Below are 20,465 nucleotides of genomic sequence, written 5' to 3'. Positions count from 1 at the left end.
GCTATAAAAAAAGAGGCTCAGTAAACTGAGCCTCTTTTTTTATCCTTTTATCATGCTGATAAAATCATCGAATAAATAACGGGAATCGTGTGGACCTGGAGATGACTCCGGGTGATATTGTACAGAAAAGGCTTTTTTACCTTTTACACGGATACCTTCGATAGAGTTGTCATTCAAGTTGATATGCGTTACCTCTACATTGTCCGAATTCTCGATATCTTCACGGACCACACCAAAACCGTGGTTCTGTGATGTTATCTCACATCTATTCGCAATAATATTCTTTACCGGATGATTAATACCACGGTGTCCATTAAACATCTTCTCGGTACGTATTCCATTCGCCAAAGCTAAAATCTGATGTCCCAAGCAAATACCAAACATCGGCTTGTCCGCTGCCAAAATCTCTTGCACCGTCGTAATAGCATACTCCATAGCTGAAGGATCCCCAGGGCCATTGGAAATAAAATATCCGTCAGCACCCCAAGCTTCCATCTCAGCAAAACTAGTCTTAGCAGGAAACACTTTCGCATAAACCTGTCTTGCATCAAAATTGCGAAGAATATTTTTCTTTATTCCCAAATCCAGAACAGCTATACGTGTACTTGCAGTCTCATCTCCGTAAAAATAAGGCTCCTTTGTCGTTACCAATGAAGATAGCTCTAAGCCCGCCATCGACGGCACCTTCGCTAATTCAGCCTTCAATGATTCTACGTCAATATTCTCAGAAGAGATAATGGCATTCATCGCTCCTTTATCCCTGATATGACGCACCAAAGAACGCGTATCAATGTCAGAAATACCAACTAGATTCTGCGCTTCAAAATAAGTCTGTATAGACTCATCTGCCATTTTACGACTGTAGTTGATATTATAATTCTTACATACCAGTCCCGCAATTTGATTTCTATCGGATTCAGCATCATCTTCATCGATACCATAGTTACCAATATGGGAATTGGTCGTCACCATGATCTGTCCATAATACGACGGATCAGTGAATATCTCCTGATATCCCGTAGTTCCGGTATTAAAACAAATTTCTCCAGTAGTTGTACCAATTTTTCCGGCGGCCTTACCGTGAAAAACTGTTCCATCTTCTAAAACTAAAATTGCGGGTAATTTACTGTAGCTGGTCATTTTCTATATTAAATACTAAATAATTTCAAATTTAGATAAGGTCTCCCCTCTCTTTGTTCAAATGATATTTCCGCTTTTCGGAAGTCCAATATTAATTTTTGGACATAAAAAAAGCCCAAATGGGCTATACGTATCAAACTCGTGATATTTCAATGTAAACATTGAACACAGTGTCCTTGGAAATCAAATCAAAAATATCAATTTTCACGAGGGACAAAGGTAGAAAGAAAACTAACAAGTCAAAAATAAAAATAAAAATATTATCCTTAATCCTCTTCCAAGATTTCTTGTACGCGTCCGATTTGTCCATCATCCAAGCGCACCTTGATACCACGGTGATGAAATGGTGCTGAGGTCAACAGATTCTTCACTATACCTTCCGTAAGAATTCCCGTACGTTGATCTTTCTTTAGCACAATATTCACCAACATACCTGGTTTGACATCCGCTCTTGTTTTTCCATTTTTCATATGTAAATAATTATCTTTGATGATCGCCAACTGGCGGATCGTTTTGTCTTTTAACGGCCATAAAGCAATTAAATGCAACGACGCTACCCCCATTTTATTGGATTCACCTAATTAGTTTAAAATCTTGAATATCATCTCACGCATCAAATCCCCATCACTCGTATTAGGCCCCGCATTCAACCCTTTGGATTTGAGATCATACTCCCGCAGCACAGAAAGCACATCGAATAATTTACGTCGATTGAAATTACGTGCCGCCATGTCATACTCTTTTGTAAAGAAAGGGTGTACACCAAGCTCCTTCGCCACGACAGCAGAAGACTTGTCTGGTAGATAATGATACTTTAACAATTTCGTAAAATATCCTGCCAGCGAACCTATCACTACGACAAAAGGATTTGACTTTGGATTTGAAGCAAAATAATCAACGATCTGAACCGCTTTAAGCACTTCTCGTTTACCCAATGCAGAATTGAGCTCAAATACATTGAAGTCTTTGCTTATTCCGATATTCTGTTCAATATCTTGCACTGATATCTCACGATCCTTGGGTACATTAAGTACCAATTTCTGTACTTCGTTAGCAATTTTGGAAAGATCAGTTCCGAGATAATCCGCCATCAGTGCCGCCGCCTGAGGGTGCACCCGCTGTCCATTACGTTGCAGTTCCTCTACAATCCAAGGTGCCACCTTGTTGTCATAAAGCTTTTCGGATTCAAAAGCTACCCCTTTCTTCTCAAGCGCTTTATACAGCTTCGTACGTTTATCAAATTTGCCATGCTTAAAAGCGAATACCAAAATAGTTGTGGGTGTAGGCTGATCAATATACTTCATTAAAAAGTCGTCATCCCCTTTCCATCTCAGCCCCTGCGCCTCCTTAACAAGGATGACCTGATATTCACTCAACATCGGATAACGCTTTGCTGCGCTTACAATTGTGGAAAAATCAGTATCCTTTCCATATAAAATGGTTTGATCAAAGCCCTTTTGGCTATCGTCAAGTACACCATTTTCGATACTATCGCTGATTAGATCAATATAATAGGACTCTTCACCATGTAACAGATACAAAGGTTTAAACTTCCGTTGCTTGATATCACTTAAAATCGATTGTGCGCTCATGTCCTTGCGAAAATACATAATCTGGAGGAATATGTAGGTAGTGAATATTATTCTCTATTGAAATGGAGGTTTATTTTTGTCGCTCAAACCGCGACTGGCTTCCCCATTTTGTTATACACCCAAAATTCCGTAAATTTGCCTATGTTTAAGCCTGTACAATTAAACTTACCCCCTTTCCCGTTAAAGCTGACCCGTATTCAAAATAAGGTTTATGTTTTCGATATTCTCAGAAAGAAAAACCTTTTGCTCACGCCCGAAGAATGGGTACGGCAACATTGGGTACATTTTTTGCACTTAAATAAGAAATATCCAAAATCCTTGATGAAAATAGAAGGCGGATTAGTCGTCAATGAGCTGCAGAAGAGAAGTGATTTAGTGGTATTCAACAATAGCGGAGAAATGATATTATTGGCTGAGTTCAAAGCCCCAGGGGTAAAGATATCACAAGCTACCTTTGAACAGATCGGCAGCTACAACAGCAAACACAAAATTCCGCTTCTACTGGTAAGTAATGGTTTGCAGCATTATTTCTGTAAGGTAAATTTTGAAAACAATACAGTTGATTTTATTTCAGATCTACCAAATTACAATAAGGAGACATAAATATTATTCGTATTTAAGAAAAACGATTTATATTAGTCTAATATTTTTAAAAAAGTAACATCATAGAACAATGAATATAGATAAAAACGAATTCAGAAAATACGCAGTAAAGCACCACCGCATCGGATCACAACATGTAGATGGCTTTATTTCTCGCGTAGAAACGCAAATGCCGACTAACTTGACCCCTTACATTGTGGAAGAGCGTCAGTTAAATGTTGCGCAAATGGATGTATTCTCTAGGCTAATGATGGACCGTATCATCTTCTTAGGAGATGGCGTCAATGACCAAGTTGCAAATATAATTCAGGCACAACTATTATTTTTACAATCCACTGACGCACAAAGAGATATTCAAATATACATCAACTCACCTGGTGGAAGTGTATATGCAGGATTGGGAATCTACGATACCATGCAGTACATCTCTCCAGATGTAGCCACAATCTGTACAGGTATGGCGGCTTCAATGGGAGCAGTATTATTAGTGGCAGGTGCAAAAGGAAAACGTGCTGCCCTAAAACACTCGCGCGTCATGATTCACCAACCTTCAGGCGGTGCACAAGGAGTTGCTGCTGATATGGAAATCAACTTGCGTGAGATGTTGAAACTTAAAGAAGAACTTTATACCATCATAGCTGAGCATTCAGGACAAAGCTACGAATGGGTTGAAAAGTCTTCGGACCGCGACTACTGGATGAAAGCAGCAGAAGCAAAAGAATTTGGAATGATAGATGAGGTCTTGGCACCTCGAAAAGAAAGTAAATAAATGAGCAAAAACAACAAAGATATCCACTGCTCATTTTGTGGAATCAGTAAAAACGAAGCGTTAATGCTGATCGCAGGAGATGGAGCGCATATCTGTGACCGCTGTGTAACTCAGGCTGGCGAAATTTTGGCTGAAGAGTTGAACCAACGAAAAAACAAATCGTTGCAAACAACACTCAAGCTAATCCGTCCATTAGAAATAAAACAGCATCTAGATCAATATGTCATTGGACAAGATGAAGCTAAAAAAGTAATCTCAGTAGCTGTTTACAATCACTACAAGCGATTGAACCAAAAAACAAGTGCTGATGAAACTGAAATCGAAAAGTCAAATCTAATTATCGTTGGAGAGACAGGAACGGGAAAAACTTTATTAGCAAAAACAGTAGCAAAAATATTAAATGTTCCTTTCTCTATCGTCGATGCAACAGTATTGACCGAAGCGGGGTATGTTGGTGAAGATGTAGAAAGTATACTTACAAGATTGCTCCAAGCTGCTGACTACGATGTCGCCTCTGCAGAGAGAGGAATAATTTATATTGATGAAATCGACAAAGTAGCCCGCAAGAGTGATAACCCTTCTATAACCAGAGATGTATCTGGTGAAGGTGTACAACAAGCCTTGCTTAAAATTCTTGAAGGAACTAATGTCAATGTACCTCCTCAAGGAGGCCGTAAACACCCAGATCAAAAAATGATCACAGTGAATACGAGCAATATCCTATTTATCTGTGGTGGAGCATTCGACGGCATACAGAAAAAAATAGCTAATCGTCTACGGACACAGACTGTGGGTTACAAAATGATGGAGGATGAAGAGGACATCGACCTTAACAACCTATACAAATACATTACTCCGCAGGATTTAAAGAGTTTTGGTCTGATTCCTGAGCTCATAGGACGATTGCCTGTATTGACACATTTAAACCCTCTTGACAAAGAAACACTTTTAAGTATACTTACTGAGCCGAAAAATGCGTTAATAAAACAGTACGTCAAATTGTTTGAATATGAAGACGTAGAGCTTAAATTCGACAAAGAAGTTTTTGAATTTATAGTCGATAAGGCTTGGGAATTTAAATTAGGCGCACGTGGGTTACGAAGTATCTGTGAGGCTATCATGTTAGATGCCATGTTTGAAATTCCGACAACAAAAGAAGAACGTGAGGAGAAAAGCTTACATATAACACTCGATTATGCTAAAAAGAAGTTTGCAAAATCGGATATTAAAAAGTTAAAAGTAGCCTAAGCAATACAATCCCTCACCCCTCCCGGTGGGGGATTTTTGTATAGGGTCAAAAACATTGAGATATGAAGAAAACAAAATCTGTTGAAACTCCGATTACACCGGGGCTCAAATCAAAAGAAGACATTGTGTTAAACTGGCTACCCCGCTACACAGGAAAGCCTTTGGAAGAATTTGGAGAATATATCCTGCTTACAAATTTTTCGAAATATGTCACCATGTTTTCGAATATGCATGACGATGCGCCTATATATGGTCAGGATAAAGCCATGCAAGCATGTACAGCCAATGGTATCACAATCATCAATTTCGGTATGGGAAGTCCAATGGCAGCTACAGTAATGGACCTATTATCGGCCATCAACCCTAAAGCGGTTCTTTTTTTAGGAAAAACCGGTGGTTTAAAAAAGAAGATAGCTGTGGGCGAACTCATTCTACCGATAGCCGCTATTCGAGGTGAAGGTACGTCCAATGACTATTTTCCACCAGAAGTCCCCTCACTCCCAGCCTTTGCCCTCCAAAAAGCGATTTCGACAACGATAAGAGATCACGCTAGAGACTACTGGACCGGGACTGTATACACGACCAATAGACGCGTTTGGGAACACGACAAGGCTTTCAAAAAGTACCTCAAATCCATACGTGCAATGGCAGTTGATATGGAAACAGCAACGATATTCAGTGTAGGATTTGCAAATAAAATTCCGACCGGAGCCTTATTGTTAGTATCCGATCAACCTATGGTACCAGAGGGAGTAAAAACCATAGAGAGTGACCTCGCTGTGACTGAAAAATTCGTCGAGACACATCTAAATATTGGAATCGATGCACTAAAACAGCTTATCAACAATGGACTGACGGTAAAACACCTGAAGTTTTAAAATATTCAAAAAAAAACTCAACTATAATACTACTAAAAGGGAGATAGAAGCTATATTTTAAGAACTTAGCACAAATTCATTGGTTATTTAAAAGATATATCATATATTTGCTACGCACTTAGACAGTAGTGCACCTAATCAACACCTTTCTAGTATTGGTCTTGATTTATAAAGAAGCGGCGAGAGACTGGCTCTATGACCCGCTGGCAACCTTCAAAAAGTATTTGAAAAGGTGCCAATTCCTGTCCAAAGAAATAAATCTTTGGAGCATATAAATGAAAGAAGACAATGAAATCAAAATTCACACAACAATTATCAATTGTTGCGAATAGTTTAACTACTCGCAAAGGCTACTTTGGTACAGATATCTATAGCTGTACATCTACGCGAATGCGTTAGTCGTCGGTCCCTTTCTATCCTTGCGTTACGCAACATCTTTGACAGGCACTTCCAACGACGACCTACCTCCAATCCCTCTTTTACTTCTTATATTATATCTTTAAAAAAAATCAAAATGGCTACTAATAAAACTTTAAATTTCGAAACATTACAGGTACATGCAGGACAAGAAGTTGACCCTACAACAGGATCACGTGCATTGCCTATTTATCAAACTTCCTCTTTCGTTTTTGACAATGCGGAACATGGAGCTAACCTTTTTGCGTTAAAACAATTCGGCAATATCTACACACGCATCATGAACCCAACAACAGATGTGTTCGAAAAACGTATAGCAGCATTAGAGGGTGGGGTTGCAGCTGTAGCAGTAGCTTCAGGTCAAGCAGCTCAATTTATCGCTTTGACGAATATACTAGAGGCAGGTGAAAACTTCGTTGCAGGTGCTAACCTATACGGTGGAAGTTATAACCAGTTTAAAGTATCTTTTAAAAGACTAGGAATCGAAGCAAGATTTGCTGCAGACAGTGATGCGGAAAACATCGAAAAACTAATCGATGATAAAACAAAAGCGATATATGTAGAGACAATTGGTAATCCAAGCTATAACATTCCTGATTTTGAAAAAATCGCAGCAGTAGCACGCAAACATGATTTACCGCTGATTGTAGACAATACATTTGGAGCTGGTGGATACCTATTCAAACCCCTTGAACATGGAGCTAATGTTGTAGTAGAATCCGCTACAAAATGGATCGGTGGACATGGTACAAGCATAGGCGGTGTAATCATTGACGGTGGTAACTATAACTGGGGAAATGGGAAATTCAAACAATTCTCAGAACCTTCAGAGGGATACCACGGACTTGTATTTTCGGATGTATTTGGTGTTAATGGTCCATTTGGCAACATACAATTTGCGATAAGAGCGCGTGTAGAAGGTCTACGTGACTTTGGACCTGCTCTTTCCCCTTTTAACTCTTTTCTGTTAGTACAAGGCTTAGAAACACTATCCTTACGTGTACAGCGCCATGTAGATAACACGCAAGAGATCGCGCAGTGGTTGGAAGCTCATCCACAGGTAGAATCTGTAAGCTATCCAGGATTAAAGAGCCACCCTTACCATCTTTTGGCTCAAAAGTACCTTAAGAACGGTTACGGTGCTGTCCTTTCATTCACCATCAAAGGAGATGCAAAAAAAGCAGATGAATTTATTGATTCATTAGAATTGATCAGTCACCTGGCCAACGTAGGAGATGCAAAAACACTAATCATACACCCAGCAGCAACCACACACCAACAATTGAGTGAAGAAGCACAACGTTCCGCAGGGGTATATCCAGGATCATTACGCCTATCAGTAGGTATTGAACATATTGACGATATCAAAGCTGATTTACAACAAGCTTTTGATAAAATAAAGTAAGAACAACTAAACCGTAGATACAGAGGCAATTTGACTACAAACAAATTGCCCTCCGTATTTATAAAAAACTAGGTTGTCTCCTTATTCTTTGTTGCAAAACAAGAGACAACATAGATAATAACAATTAAAAGCAGTATTAAAACGAAATGAGTAAAAAGCTTACTATTGGCATGTTCGGTTTTGGCGTCGTAGGCCAAGGACTATATGACATCATCAAAACGAAAAAACTCAACTTAGAAATTAAGAAATTTGTAATCAAGAATGCAGGTAAAACAAGAAGTCTACCAGCAGAGCTTTTTTCTACAAATCCTAATGATATCCTGAATGACCCTGAAATAAATACAGTTGTAGAGCTTATAGATGATGCGGATGCAGCATTCGAAATAACGAAAAAAGCATTAACATCGGGCAAAAATGTAGTGTCGGCCAATAAAAAAATGATTGCCACACATCTTCAGGAGCTTACCGCTCTACAACAGCAGCATGGTACCTCTCTTTTATACGAAGGTGCCGTATGTGGTAGTATTCCAATTATCCGGAATCTGGAAGAATACTACGACAATGAGCTGCTACACTCCGTAAGCGGAATCTTCAATGGATCATCCAACTATATCTTATCAAAAATATTCAACGAAAACCAAAGTTACGATACTGCTCTTAAAAAAGCTCAAGAGCTCGGTTTTGCCGAAACTGACCCTACGCTAGATGTTGGTGGATACGATCCCAAATTCAAGTTGACTATCGTAGCTTCTCACGCTTACGGCTTATTTGTAAATCCAGATCAGATCTTAAATTTGGGTATAGATAGATTAGACAATACTGACATTCGCTATGCCAAAGAAAAAAATCTAAAAATCAAGCTGATCCCTCTTGCCAAAGAAGTAAGCAATAGTGAAGTCGTTTTATACGTTCTTCCGAAGTTTATTTCAAAAGATAGTATCTTATTTAATGTCGAAAATGAGAACAATGGAGTCCTTGTAAAAGCAGCATTTGCCGACGAACAGTTTTTCTATGGTAAAGGGGCGGGTGGCCACCCTACCGGATCAGCTGTACTCTCCGATATCACAGCATTACGCTATGACTACCGGTATGAATATAAAAAACACTTAGACGCGCAAGAACTTCGCTACACAACAAATGTTGACATTAAAGTCTATTTTAGATATACCGATGAAAACATTTTAGAAAACATTGCATTTAAGAACATCTCCGAAAGATTCTATGGTGAAGATTACAAGTATGTAATAGGACACCTCAATCTACAAGAGATTATTGATAAACGAGAACTAATTAACCAGCCAGGATATTTTCTAGCAGAGATAGCCTAAGCATATTAACCCCTAAAATTATGAAGAAGGTACCTTAAAAAAGAGGTACCTTCTTTCGTTGGAAAACACGCAAAAAACCACCACACTCAACAGTATAAAATATAGCGTTAAAATCCGTTAAAAAACTTAAAACCAATTGCTTTTGTCAAAAAAAATAAGTAAGTTTAAAGGTTAACGATTTATATTTGTATTATGAGAAAATGGCATAGTGTATTCTTCCTAATGTTGCTTTCTATTAGGGGATGGGCGCAGACAGGAAGTGGTTCGGATCAGACATCTCCAACTGTATTTATTATAATTGGACTAATACTACTGGTTATTGTAGTATTCATGCTTTACAATAAACAAAAGAGAAGGTATAACGATTAAAAAAAGGGCTAACGCCCTTTTTTTGTTTATCAAAGATTATACTTCTTTACCCGCTCTTCAGAGACTCCTACCGCACGAGCAGTCCGCTCAATGTCACCTCCATTTTTACTCAGCTTATGAGCCAAAAATTTCTCTTCCGCGAATGCCAAGAAATCTTCCAGCGTATTCATTCTATCCAAATCAATCATAGAAGTTGTACTTCCCATACCATGATGGGTAGATACCGAAGGATTAGCAAATGAATTCACTTCTTTATCCGTAATCTTACGATCACTCAAAATAATAAGTCGTTCCACCATATTGCGCAACTCCCTGATATTTCCAGTCCAAGGAAGCGCTTGGAGCGCTTTCATTGCATCAGCTGTTATCTCTTTCGTCGGTATATTATAATCAGCGCAGATTTCTTCACAGAATGATGTAGCTAACGTAGGAATATCGTCTTTACGTTCTGCCAAAGAAGGGACGTGAATCAAAATCACACTCAATCGGTGGTATAAGTCCATTCTAAAGTTTCCAGCATCTATTTCTTTCAACAGGTCTTTATTCGTCGCTGCAACAACACGTACGTCTACCGATATTTCCTTTTCACCCCCTACACGTGTAATTTTATTTTCTTGAAGCGCCCGCAATACCTTTGCCTGCGCCGAAAGACTCATATCACCAATCTCATCTAGAAACAAGGTCCCTCCACTAGCTTGTTCAAACTTTCCGATACGTTGCTTTATAGCCGAGGTAAATGAACCTTTTTCATGCCCGAACAGTTCAGATTCGATTAATTCGGAAGGTATAGCAGCACAGTTTACTTCCACCAAAGCGGATCCTGCCCGATTTGATTTCTCATGTAACCATCGAGCGACCAATTCTTTTCCAGATCCATTAGCTCCTGTGATCAATACCCTAGCATCCGTAGGTGCCACCTTTTCTATACTATCTTTAATAAGTGATATCCCATCTGATGCACCCAATATTTCTTTAGTTTTAGAAACCTTCCGCTTCAATACCTTTGTTTCTTTAACTAAAGATCCTTTTTCAAGAGCATTACGTACCGTAATCAACAGACGATTTAAATCCAATGGCTTTTCCAAAAAATCATAAGCTCCCTTTCGCGCAGCCTCCACCGCTGTTTCTATCGTACCATGGCCCGAAATCATAATAAACGGAATATCCGAAAACTCTTTAGCAGCCGTCAGAACCTCCATCCCATCCATCTTGTTCATCTTGATATCGCACAGGGTCAAATCAATCTTCTCTTTCTTGAGAAGCTCTAATCCATCTACACCATTATCTACATCAAGAACCTTATAATCCTCATATTCCAAAATATCACGCAGCGAACTACGGATAGGACGTTCATCATCAATTATTAAAATTGTAGCCATATTCACATTTGAATTAATGTCGAGCAAAATAAGAAAAAACTTTCAGGATTCCAATGAACCCCAGGTAGCTGATAACTGCAGGAATAACTCTTTAAATCATTAAAAAGCACAAAAGAAGGAAATAAAAAGAAGCAAACCTTGTAAGCCGGGTTCTGTTCCCAATAAATTGGGATTCTATCATTTATCTAGCCCTACAATCACTCATAGGGTCCATCAACCTACCCATTGCGGTTCCCGATAAATCGGGAGAAGACGAGCAGCCTTCAGCTCCCGCAACCTATTTGGTTTTTCAACACACGAGGTTTACCGTAATGCATGTCACCATACAAGACCGTGAGCTCTTACCTCACGTTTTCACCCTTACCCTGACTAATCAAGGCGGTATATTCTCTGTGGCACTTTCTGTCTCCGACAAATCGGAGCCTTCCCGTTAGGAAGCGTGTTGCTCTATGTTGCCCGGACTTTCCTCTCTTCCAGTAGACCGACAGTACGTAACTTATCGGACACAATCGAAACAGCGATAGAACCAGTTTGCTTCAGCTGCAAAAGTAAGATATTTTTTAGAGACAAATAATTTTAAATTTTTTAAAACTTATCTTATGTCAAGTTGTTTATTCTATCCCTATAATAACTTTGAATAATAAATTATAAACGACTAGATATTATGAAGATTTTCAAACTCGTCATTTGTTCCCTATTCGGGTTGATGTTTATCAATGCAGGGCTCAACAAGTTCTTCATGTACATCCCCGTTCCTGAAATGTCCCCCGAACTCACTCAAGTGACCCAAGCTTTTGCAACCATTAAATGGCTTATGCCCTTAATTGCAACTGTCGAAATCATTGCTGGAGTTCTCTTCATTATCACCAAGACCAGAGCATTGGCTGCACTTATGATTCTACCTATTATGATCGGAATCGTACTTCATCACCTCACATATGCACCAGATGGACTACCAATGGCACTGGTACTCTTCTTCATTAACGCTTGGATAATTATCGATAATAGAGATAAGTACAAACATCTTATATCTTAATCACACAGCAATATACGATTATGGCCAACAGTCTATTTAACATCGATCGCAATACAAGCACTATCACAGTGACTAGTACCTACCATGCATCAATCGAACGGGTGTGGGCCGCCTGGACCGAGTCCAATATATTAGACCAATGGTGGGCACCCCACCCATGGAAAGCGGTAACAAAAGAAATGAATTTCATCCCCAAAGGGCGATGGCTTTACGCCATGGTCTCTCCAGAAGGGCAAAAAGTATGGAGCTTATTGCAATACATAGATATTGTAAGCCATCATTATTTTACGGCCGAAGATGCTTTCTGTGATGAAAATGGTGTAAAATCTATAGATAGCCCTCCTAGTAGTAAATGGCATAATGCAATGGTACAAACCCCTAGTGGCACCACAGTGACCAATACAATAGAATTCGAAAACGTAGAGGCAATGGATAGCCTATTAGAGATGGGCTTTCGCGAAGGATTCCAAATGGGATTAAACAATCTCGAACAATACCTATCAGAACATAACACGTAATAAATAAACAGACTATGGCAAAAATTCACGCTTACTTAAATTTTAATGGCAATTGCGAAGACGCATTTGCCTTTTACAAAACCGTTTTCAATACAGACCTTATCGGCACCTATCGTTTTGGCGATATGCCTGCAGACCCTAACTTTCCACTTAACGACGAGGATAAAAGAAAGATTATGCATACCGCACTGATGATCAATGCAGACAGTATGCTCATGGGATCGGATTGCATCGAAAATTTTGGACATAAAGCTACCCCAGGGACCAACACCTACATCATGCTCGATGTAGCATCGACGGAAGAAGCTAAAAAACTGTATGATGCATTGGTAGTCAATGCTCAAAATGTAGAAATGCCATTAGGCGAACAATTTTTCGCTGAGCTCTATGCTTCTTTCACCGATCAATTTGGAATTTCGTGGATGGTCCATTACGAAGGAAAAAATCAAATGATGAACCAACAATAATCAACAAATGAAATTTATTAAATATTTCCTATTCACTGTACTGGGGTTGATCGCGATCATCCTTCTTGTTGCCGCTATACTGCCAAAAGACTTTCATGCTGGCAGTCAAATAGTCATCAATCAGCCTTCATCCTTAGTATTTGACTATGTAAAGCAAATAAAAAAGCAAGGAACCTATGATAGTTGGTCACAACAAGATCCTCAAATACAGAAAGAGTACAGCGGTACCGATGGGACTGTAGGCTTCACTTACACTTGGCGTAGTAAGAAAGTAGGAGACGGAAAGCAAATCATCACAAAAGTAGAAGCCGGCAAACGTTTGGAAATGGATCTTTTTTTTAATGGATCTGATCAAGCCAATAAGTCTTTCATACAGGTCGATTCGCTCGCTCCCAACCAGAGTGAGGTTCGCTGGGAGATTAATGGAACAATGCCCTATCCTTTTAATCTTATGTCAGTTTTTTATGACATGAACAAAGATTTTGAAAAGGGTCTCAAAACGCTCAAAGGAATCTTAGAAAAATAACAACAGCAGAAAAGCCAAAACACCAGAAGTTCTCTGTAATTTACAGAGAACTTCTTTTTGAATACCGAACCTAGGTTTTCACAGACTACCTCCCATCATTCCTTACAAATCGAATCACCTCCAAGTGGAGTAAGTGCAACAGGCAACAATTCCCCCCTCCTTCAATAATAAATACGATCTTTTAACGGCTACTTAAAACAAAAGGGAACGGTAATTGTATTTACCATACAATTACAAAACAATTTAAGTATGAACAAATCACTTACTACCATTGCGCTATGTTCAATTCTGGCTTTCACAGCCTGTAATTCCAACAATTCAAATAGCCAAAAACAGCAGGACTCTACGGTACACAACCACAGCCATGCAGATTCTTTAGATACCGAGCACACCTCTCAGAACTCCGTCGATTGGATGGGTACCTACCAAGGTACAACACCTTGTGCGGATTGCCCTGGAATAGAGACGACCGTAAAGTTATATAAAGACGATACTTTCTCTTACAAAGCAACTTACCAAGACCGTAATCTTACTGTGGCAGACACTGGCAAATTCATGTGGCACAACAATGGAAGTGTAGTACATTTAAAAGGAAAAGATACGGATATCAAATACAAAGTTGGTGAAAATGTATTGATGCAACTTGATACAGAAGGCAAAGAGATAACTGGAGAGTTAGCAGAAAAATACAATCTTAAAAAGACTCCATAATATCTACTGGTACTCCCATTTTAAGTTTACATGCACCGCCAAATGATCTGATAACGCTAGATTAGCATCGTCTTTGAACAGCACACGATCTACATCATAAAAGGTAGGTGTAAACTTAAAATGGGTACTATTCCGATATAATACCTTATCCAAGCTTTCTGTCATATCGGTCAATGACAGCATATCTTTTGCCTTAAATTCAGGATCAACAACCGGAAATACCCCTTCCCTCTTTAAGCCTATCCAAACATCTTCCAAAGCCGTCTTTTTGAGAAAATCCACCATATTATCTTCACCATAGGCATAATGAGCATTAAAATCTCCCATGACCAACAGAGGGCGCTCCAACGAATGATCATGTATATATTGCGCCAATTGATTTAAATTATGTCGTCTTGCCTGTGCGGACCGAATAGTATCATGTGCATTAGCATGCAGATTATACAGATCTATCGTTATCGTTTTGGAGAGTTGTACACGGATATAGCTAAATCCCTTGGGAGTCAAGCAATCCGATCCATGACATACGCTCCAAGGTATGCGCCGATATTCCAATATCGGGAACTTTGATAGCGTACTCAGTCCATCACCGAAGGGAACCTTCCCCTTGTGGATCGTTTTATAAGGATGCTCAGCAGTAGAGAACAAGAAACTGTTATAGTTAAAATCTTCCTGCACATTTACAATATCATAATTATTAAGGAGCCTACCGATGATCTCCATGCTCGTCTTTCGAGGAGTATCAGCACTGGAAATCCGCTGCGGAAGACCCGCGACATTATAAGTCAGCACCTGAATGGTGCCACAGCGCGCATCTTCGACGTCTACCGGAGGCAATACAGCAGAGATAAATATATTCCTGGCTTTCCTAAATCTTAGGAAAAACAACAATAGAACAATCAGAAGACTAATAATATAAAACATTCCAATAACGTGTAAAGTTATTTAAATAGCTACAAAATTAGTATTCCTTTGAGAATTTATTTTAAGCACTAAAAACACTATTTGACACTTTGCCAACATAGCTTCAACGAAATGGCACAATGATCCGAGAGCGGTTGTCCCAACTCATTCTGAAAAAGATCATGCTCTACCTGATAACTTGTAGGATGTAGTAATAGGCGATCACTGTTCCTAAAATAGATCTTATCAATACTCTCACAGCCATTCGTCACGTTCAAGGCAGGTTGCGCATTAAATTCATCAACCACCTCTGGAAAGAATCCATCATTTTGCAAAAGAACCCAGCTGTCAATTACATCCACTTTCTCCTGAAATTCCTTTATCCATTCTCTTTCAAATGCATAATGAGCATTAAAATCTCCCATCAGTAGAATTGGCTGGCATGCAGAGTGCTCCTCTACGAATAGTGCCAATTGCTGTAAGTTTGCTCTTCTTGCCCGCGTAGCTTGAATATCATCTTGTGCGGTAGCATGTACATTATATACATCCAGAAACACGCCTTTGGCTAACTCCACTCTGGCGTACGAAAATCCCTTCGGAGTCAAACAGTCCGCCCCATTACAATCCTCCCAAGCGATGCGCTCGAACTTAATAATTGGATAATTGGACAGCGTCGTCAACCCATCTCCAAAAGGCACTCCCCCCATATTAGATGTCCGATAACGATGCTCATTATCACGATAGAGAAACTTGTTGTAGTTGAAATCTTCTTGAATATTAACCAAATCAAATCTATTGATTTTTTGGCCTATGCTGACTATACTGGATTCACGCGGTGTCTCCGCGCTAGAAATCCACTGTGGCAAGCCTGCAATATTATAGGTTAGGACATCGATTTCTCCGAAAGACATTTCAGGAAGAGGTAACACGCTAGGTACCAAACTGTGCTGTACCGTACCTTTGCTTCTAAAAGCCAGCAACAGGCAAGCTATACCACATACAACGGATAGAATTAAAATTCTCATGTTCCATTGCTTCTTGTTCCTTTCGTAAGACAAATACAATAACATATCTTTTTATTCTGATCTACAGCAAAAGTACAGCAGCAGTATAAACACAGACCCACTTCTACATTAACAATCTGTAGCTCATCTGTATCCATAATATTAACCCCAAACATTTTGATTACAAATCGGTTACAAAATCTTAACACTTCCTTATCCCTGACATCACGTTTACCGTATATTTTTACAGATAAAGTTTATAAGAATGAAGAAAATAGCCTTCTTTACCGAAATATTGATTGCCGATTTTGACGGTGCTTCACGCACAATGTTCCAATTAATAGAACGAATCGACCCTAACGTATTTGACTACCTATTCGTTTACGGAAATGGACCAGAACAATTTAGAGACTTTAAATCCTATAAAGTACCGACTTTTAGAATTCCTGTGAATGAAGATTACTGCCTGGCCATACCTCATCTCATAAAAGCAAAATTAGAAGCCACCTTGGATAGTTTTTCGCCTGAGGTAATACATATAGCTACTCCTTCCCTTCTTGGCTTTTTCGCACTCAATTATGCCAAGAAAAGGGGAATCCCCGTCCTGACCATATATCACACACACTTTATTTCCTATATCGACTACTATTTTAGAAACCTTACTTCCTTAGTAAAACCCACTCAGCATTGGATCAAAAAAGCAATGTTGAGCTTTTACAACCGCTGTGGAGTGACCTATGTCCCCACACAATCTATTGCAGACGAGCTATCAACCATAGGAATCGACACCGAAAGAATCCAAATTTGGCCCAGAGGTATAGACTGTCAGCTCTTCACCCCATTAAAACGAGATTGTCGTTACATACAGCATATTACAGGCAATAACAAACCCAATATTTTATTTGCAAGCCGCTTAGTCTGGGAAAAGAACATAAAAACCTTGATTGCTATCTACCATAGATTAGCTCATGAGCGATTAGACTACAACTTGATCATAGTGGGAGAAGGTACTGCCCAAGCTGTTGCCATGCAAGAAATGCCCAACGCCTATTTCTTAGGCAAGAAAAACCATGAACAGCTATCTAAATTGTATGCATCTGCAGATGCATTTGTATTCACCTCCACCTCCGAAACCTATGGCAACGTTGTTGTCGAAGCTATGGCCTCTGGGCTTCCTTGTGTAATTGCAGATGGAGGAGGCTCAGCTTCCCTAGTCCAACATGGTATATCTGGATTTAAATGTAGTCCTCAAGATCCCTCAGAATACGTACACTCGTTAAGATCTATAATCGAAGACAGTTCCTTAAGGTCGAAGTTCAGGAAAGAAGGACTCGAGTTCGTATCACGATTGGACTGGAACACACTGTCTCAGCAGTATTTTCTAGATATACAACAGTTAGCGCTCCAAAAACATAGATCAGGTTTGGCATGGGCAAACTAATTTCGGGACGCCAACTCTTCAAAGTGGTGATAATTCTTATTGCTATAGTTTCTATAGGGGTATTTATTGCACACACCGACTTTATTACCTTAAAAAAGCAGCTCGAACTAGTAGGTTTCCGGTTTGTCTATATCCTGTTACTAACATTTTCGGCATATTTTATCGGAACCATAGGTTGGTGGGTATGTCTGGGACAACAGAGAAAGAAGATACATTTACTCCAACTGTTCGCAATTCGACAGGTTGGCGAAACACTCGCCTTGTACAATCCGACCAGCGTGATAGCAGGCGATCTATTGAAGGCTCAACTGCTAAAACCATACGAGATTAACCAAGAAGTTGCATTGAGATCCGTAACGTCTTCTAGGATTACTGCTACCCTGTCTCAGATATCACTATTCATCATCGCTATGATTTGGCTTTTAGCCAATGCTGAACACACATCCTTATCCAAAGAGCTAACGTGGATAATAAGCAGTGTAATCTCCTTACTGCTTCTGATAAAAATAGCTTTATTCATTGCGCTATCCCGTCCTGCAGGCCATGTACCTGTACAGGACCAAAGCTCAATCTGGAAAAAAACATTAACAGCCCTATCCATAACTTTCTACAACTGTAAGATCTTCTTTCAACAGGACAAAAAAAACTTCTGGTATTCCTACCTGTTATTTGCTTTGCACTGGGTTATTGGTAGTATGGAACTTTATCTTCTACTCGCATTCATCGGATACCCCATACAGATCATGGATGGCCTCGTACTAGATATGTCCATCATCATTATAAAAAGCGTAGGAGCCGCAATTCCCGGTCAGATAGGTATTGAAGAACTTGCCAACAAAATCACTTTAGATATGATTGGCGTCAAAAATGCCACCCTATGGGTTTCTATTTCCATACTCCGGCGATTCAGGCAATTAATATGGTGTGTTATCGGGTTGCTATTAGCCATATTGTTAAAAGCCCTCCATAACCAAACACGAACCAAACCAATCCCCCTATCAACCGATTAATACCTATAGAAAAATTAAGCCATGCAACAATTGCACCCTATAGAAATACTATTTGTAAGCCATAAGTCCCCTCCTGCAACAGGTGGAATGGAAAAGCAAAGCTATGAACTGATCAATGGTGTGGCCTTATACATCAAAACGCATACCATTGTCTATGACCATCAAGAGTCGCTCTTCGCATTCTTTCTCAAATTAAACAGCCGTATCCTGACATTGATCAAAGCGAATCCGAAAATCAAGATCATACACTTCAATGATGGCTTGATCGCTGCTATTGCCTCTTATCATAAAGGATACGAACAGCTAAAAAAAACCGTAACGATACACGGCTTGGACGTTGTATACCCGTTAGCGTATTTTCAAAAGAAAATTATTCCTCGCTTTAACAGCTTTGACCGTATTTTTGCCGTAAGCGACGCGACGGCAAAAGCCGCTTATGATCGTGGAATCAAGATCGAAAAACTTCAGGTGATACCCAATGGTGTGGACTTTCCTGAGCATCAAGTTAAAAAAAAATTAGCTGACATCAGCCACAAGTACCCAGACATACAGATAGACAAAAAAACATTCGTCACCCTAGGTCGCCCTGTAAAACGCAAGGGATTCTCTTGGCTCTTACAACAAGTCATTCCTCATGTAGATACAGATTTCCAATTGTTGATGCTAGGTCCCTATAGTACCAAAGAGACTTTAACAGACAGATTAATCAATCTACTCCCCTCAAAACTAAAGAATCTGACCATGTTATTTCTGGGGTACCCATCGGATCAAAGCTCACTCCGAAAAATACTACCACACTGCTACCCTAAAGTTATTCATTTGGGTAAAGTGCCTTTCGAAGACTTACAGATAATCCTCAATGAGTCTCTCGCATTCTTGATGCCTAATATCCCGATTCCTGGAGATATGGAAGGCTTTGGGTTAGTGTGTCTAGAAGCATCTACAGCAGGATCTTTGGTCATTGCATCTGCAATAGAGGGGATAAATAGTGCAGTGCAGCACAAAAAAAATGGCATACTTGTTCCGGCGGAAAACAGTCCTGCTTGGATAACTGCCCTAAAGGAGGTTATAGATAACCCAGACCTCTATAGACAACAAGCAAAAACCTACGCTGAATATACACGTGCAACTTACAGCTGGGACATCATGGCACGTAATTATGGTACCGCCTTTCTAGAGATATGCAATAAATGAGTTCAAAGGCACAGTTATTGTATATCACCGTATAGTTACGCAAAATGACTTTCCATTTATAAAGGAAATATGTAATTTTACATTACGCATGAAAAAGTATATGTTCATATGTTTCACCTTACTCTTTGGTCTACTCACCTTGACCAAATCAGTATCTGCTTGTGAGCAACATGAGCCTGTACACAGTGCCCCTTCCTGCTGCGACCAAGAACATAAGAGCAAGACGCACGATTGTTGTCAGACGGAAACTTCCTCTAAACATGACCATGGCAAACACTGCGATGGGCAATGTAAAGGTGCTAGCTGTCAACAAAGCGGCATTAAATTTCAACTCTTCTTTAACCAGACCAATATCCACCAATGGAGCGGCAACGCCAATGGAAAGGTCTCCTTCTGTGCCAACGACAACCGTATTATACCAGGTTTTCTGTCGACATGGCTTCTTCCCAAAATAGGTTAATTTAACAACTGTATAGCCAAAGGTATGTCTTTACCAGACCTATCCCTATGCTATGATTCGACCTTTA

The 20,465-nt window shown here is 39.6% G+C and carries 21 protein-coding genes, 1 other RNA gene and 1 riboswitch; of the genes, 15 read left to right on the top strand and 7 right to left on the bottom strand.

Going from position 1 to position 20,465, the window contains the following annotated elements:
• Nucleotides 1–39: 39 nt before the first annotated feature.
• The 3 genes from carA to holA form a co-directional block, all read right to left on the bottom strand.
• On the bottom strand, nucleotides 40–1,140 hold the full coding sequence (gene carA / locus CLV99_RS11755; RefSeq protein WP_133584704.1) for a glutamine-hydrolyzing carbamoyl-phosphate synthase small subunit: 1,101 nt from the start codon (nucleotides 1,138–1,140) through the stop codon (nucleotides 40–42).
• Nucleotides 1,141–1,406: 266 nt separating this feature from the next.
• Nucleotides 1,407–1,610, bottom strand: a complete 204-nt coding sequence (locus CLV99_RS11750; protein WP_133584703.1) for a YwbE family protein — start codon at nucleotides 1,608–1,610, stop codon at nucleotides 1,407–1,409.
• Between the two features lie 111 nt (nucleotides 1,611–1,721).
• A complete protein-coding gene (gene holA / locus CLV99_RS11745) occupies nucleotides 1,722–2,732 on the bottom strand; it encodes a DNA polymerase III subunit delta (protein WP_133585089.1) in 1,011 nt (336 codons plus the stop codon).
• A gap of 141 nt (nucleotides 2,733–2,873) precedes the next feature.
• Here holA and CLV99_RS11740 point away from each other — a divergent pair, with 141 nt between their 5' ends.
• From CLV99_RS11740 to CLV99_RS11715, 6 genes are all read left to right on the top strand, one after another.
• Nucleotides 2,874–3,335 (top strand): type I restriction enzyme HsdR N-terminal domain-containing protein, encoded by a 462-nt coding sequence (locus CLV99_RS11740; RefSeq protein WP_133584702.1) that lies wholly within the window; start codon nucleotides 2,874–2,876, stop codon nucleotides 3,333–3,335.
• Nucleotides 3,336–3,405: 70 nt separating this feature from the next.
• On the top strand, nucleotides 3,406–4,104 hold the full coding sequence (gene clpP, locus CLV99_RS11735; protein WP_133584701.1) for an ATP-dependent Clp endopeptidase proteolytic subunit ClpP: 699 nt from the start codon (nucleotides 3,406–3,408) through the stop codon (nucleotides 4,102–4,104).
• Complete coding sequence (gene clpX, locus CLV99_RS11730; RefSeq protein ID WP_133584700.1) at nucleotides 4,105–5,352, top strand: ATP-dependent Clp protease ATP-binding subunit ClpX; 1,248 nt, start codon at nucleotides 4,105–4,107, stop codon at nucleotides 5,350–5,352. It abuts the gene before it with no gap.
• A gap of 62 nt (nucleotides 5,353–5,414) precedes the next feature.
• On the top strand, nucleotides 5,415–6,230 hold the full coding sequence (locus CLV99_RS11725; protein WP_133584699.1) for an AMP nucleosidase: 816 nt from the start codon (nucleotides 5,415–5,417) through the stop codon (nucleotides 6,228–6,230).
• Between the two features lie 163 nt (nucleotides 6,231–6,393).
• Nucleotides 6,394–6,508: riboswitch (SAM riboswitch) on the top strand.
• Nucleotides 6,509–6,744: 236 nt separating this feature from the next.
• Nucleotides 6,745–8,052: an O-acetylhomoserine aminocarboxypropyltransferase/cysteine synthase family protein gene (locus CLV99_RS11720; protein WP_133584698.1), complete on the top strand. Its 1,308-nt coding sequence runs from the start codon at nucleotides 6,745–6,747 to the stop codon at nucleotides 8,050–8,052.
• 146 nt (nucleotides 8,053–8,198) lie between these two features.
• Nucleotides 8,199–9,380, top strand: a complete 1,182-nt coding sequence (locus tag CLV99_RS11715; protein ID WP_133584697.1) for a homoserine dehydrogenase — start codon at nucleotides 8,199–8,201, stop codon at nucleotides 9,378–9,380.
• 398 nt (nucleotides 9,381–9,778) lie between these two features.
• On the opposite strand, the gene CLV99_RS11710 is transcribed toward CLV99_RS11715, so the two are convergent.
• A complete protein-coding gene (locus CLV99_RS11710; protein ID WP_133584696.1) occupies nucleotides 9,779–11,128 on the bottom strand; it encodes a sigma-54-dependent transcriptional regulator in 1,350 nt (449 codons plus the stop codon).
• A gap of 125 nt (nucleotides 11,129–11,253) precedes the next feature.
• Nucleotides 11,254–11,665, bottom strand: an RNA gene (rnpB, locus tag CLV99_RS11705) — RNase P RNA component class A.
• Nucleotides 11,666–11,792: 127 nt separating this feature from the next.
• Between rnpB and CLV99_RS11700 the strand changes: the two genes are divergently transcribed.
• From CLV99_RS11700 to CLV99_RS11680, 5 genes are all read left to right on the top strand, one after another.
• The gene (locus CLV99_RS11700) at nucleotides 11,793–12,164 is read left to right on the top strand and encodes a DoxX family membrane protein (RefSeq protein ID WP_133584695.1); all 372 of its coding nucleotides are present in this window, start codon (nucleotides 11,793–11,795) and stop codon (nucleotides 12,162–12,164) included.
• Between the two features lie 20 nt (nucleotides 12,165–12,184).
• Nucleotides 12,185–12,682, top strand: a complete 498-nt coding sequence (locus tag CLV99_RS11695; RefSeq protein ID WP_133584694.1) for an SRPBCC family protein — start codon at nucleotides 12,185–12,187, stop codon at nucleotides 12,680–12,682.
• Between the two features lie 14 nt (nucleotides 12,683–12,696).
• Nucleotides 12,697–13,149: a VOC family protein gene (locus CLV99_RS11690; protein WP_133584693.1), complete on the top strand. Its 453-nt coding sequence runs from the start codon at nucleotides 12,697–12,699 to the stop codon at nucleotides 13,147–13,149.
• A 7-nt stretch (nucleotides 13,150–13,156) separates the two neighbouring features.
• The gene (locus CLV99_RS11685) at nucleotides 13,157–13,675 is read left to right on the top strand and encodes an SRPBCC family protein (protein WP_133584692.1); all 519 of its coding nucleotides are present in this window, start codon (nucleotides 13,157–13,159) and stop codon (nucleotides 13,673–13,675) included.
• A 249-nt stretch (nucleotides 13,676–13,924) separates the two neighbouring features.
• Nucleotides 13,925–14,386 carry a copper resistance protein NlpE gene (locus CLV99_RS11680; protein WP_133584691.1) on the top strand — a complete coding sequence of 154 codons (462 nt, stop codon included), beginning with the start codon at nucleotides 13,925–13,927 and terminating at the stop codon, nucleotides 14,384–14,386.
• Nucleotides 14,387–14,389: 3 nt separating this feature from the next.
• On the opposite strand, the gene CLV99_RS11675 is transcribed toward CLV99_RS11680, so the two are convergent.
• Both CLV99_RS11675 and CLV99_RS11670 read right to left on the bottom strand, forming a co-directional pair.
• Complete coding sequence (locus CLV99_RS11675; protein WP_133584690.1) at nucleotides 14,390–15,310, bottom strand: endonuclease/exonuclease/phosphatase family protein; 921 nt, start codon at nucleotides 15,308–15,310, stop codon at nucleotides 14,390–14,392.
• A 77-nt stretch (nucleotides 15,311–15,387) separates the two neighbouring features.
• Nucleotides 15,388–16,314, bottom strand: a complete 927-nt coding sequence (locus CLV99_RS11670) for an endonuclease/exonuclease/phosphatase family protein (RefSeq protein ID WP_162850099.1) — start codon at nucleotides 16,312–16,314, stop codon at nucleotides 15,388–15,390.
• Between the two features lie 244 nt (nucleotides 16,315–16,558).
• Here CLV99_RS11670 and CLV99_RS11665 point away from each other — a divergent pair, with 244 nt between their 5' ends.
• The 4 genes from CLV99_RS11665 to CLV99_RS11650 all read left to right on the top strand — a co-directional run bounded on the left by CLV99_RS11665 (nucleotide 16,559) and on the right by CLV99_RS11650 (nucleotide 20,398).
• A complete protein-coding gene (locus CLV99_RS11665; protein ID WP_133584688.1) occupies nucleotides 16,559–17,734 on the top strand; it encodes a glycosyltransferase family 4 protein in 1,176 nt (391 codons plus the stop codon).
• Nucleotides 17,722–18,744, top strand: a complete 1,023-nt coding sequence (locus tag CLV99_RS11660; protein WP_133584687.1) for a lysylphosphatidylglycerol synthase domain-containing protein — start codon at nucleotides 17,722–17,724, stop codon at nucleotides 18,742–18,744. Before CLV99_RS11665 ends, CLV99_RS11660 begins: the two co-directional genes overlap by 13 nt.
• A gap of 21 nt (nucleotides 18,745–18,765) precedes the next feature.
• Nucleotides 18,766–19,938, top strand: coding sequence for a glycosyltransferase family 4 protein (locus tag CLV99_RS11655; protein ID WP_133584686.1), 1,173 nt, complete (start codon nucleotides 18,766–18,768; stop codon nucleotides 19,936–19,938).
• Nucleotides 19,939–20,026: 88 nt separating this feature from the next.
• Nucleotides 20,027–20,398: a hypothetical protein gene (locus tag CLV99_RS11650; protein WP_133584685.1), complete on the top strand. Its 372-nt coding sequence runs from the start codon at nucleotides 20,027–20,029 to the stop codon at nucleotides 20,396–20,398.
• The last annotated feature ends 67 nt before the right edge of the window (nucleotides 20,399–20,465 follow it).

The sequence above is a fragment of the Sphingobacterium yanglingense genome, assembly GCF_004363245.1.
GTDB lineage: Bacteria > Bacteroidota > Bacteroidia > Sphingobacteriales > Sphingobacteriaceae > Sphingobacterium > Sphingobacterium yanglingense.
Note: the sequence above shows the minus strand (reverse complement) of the source record. Positions and strands in the feature narration are given on the sequence as shown.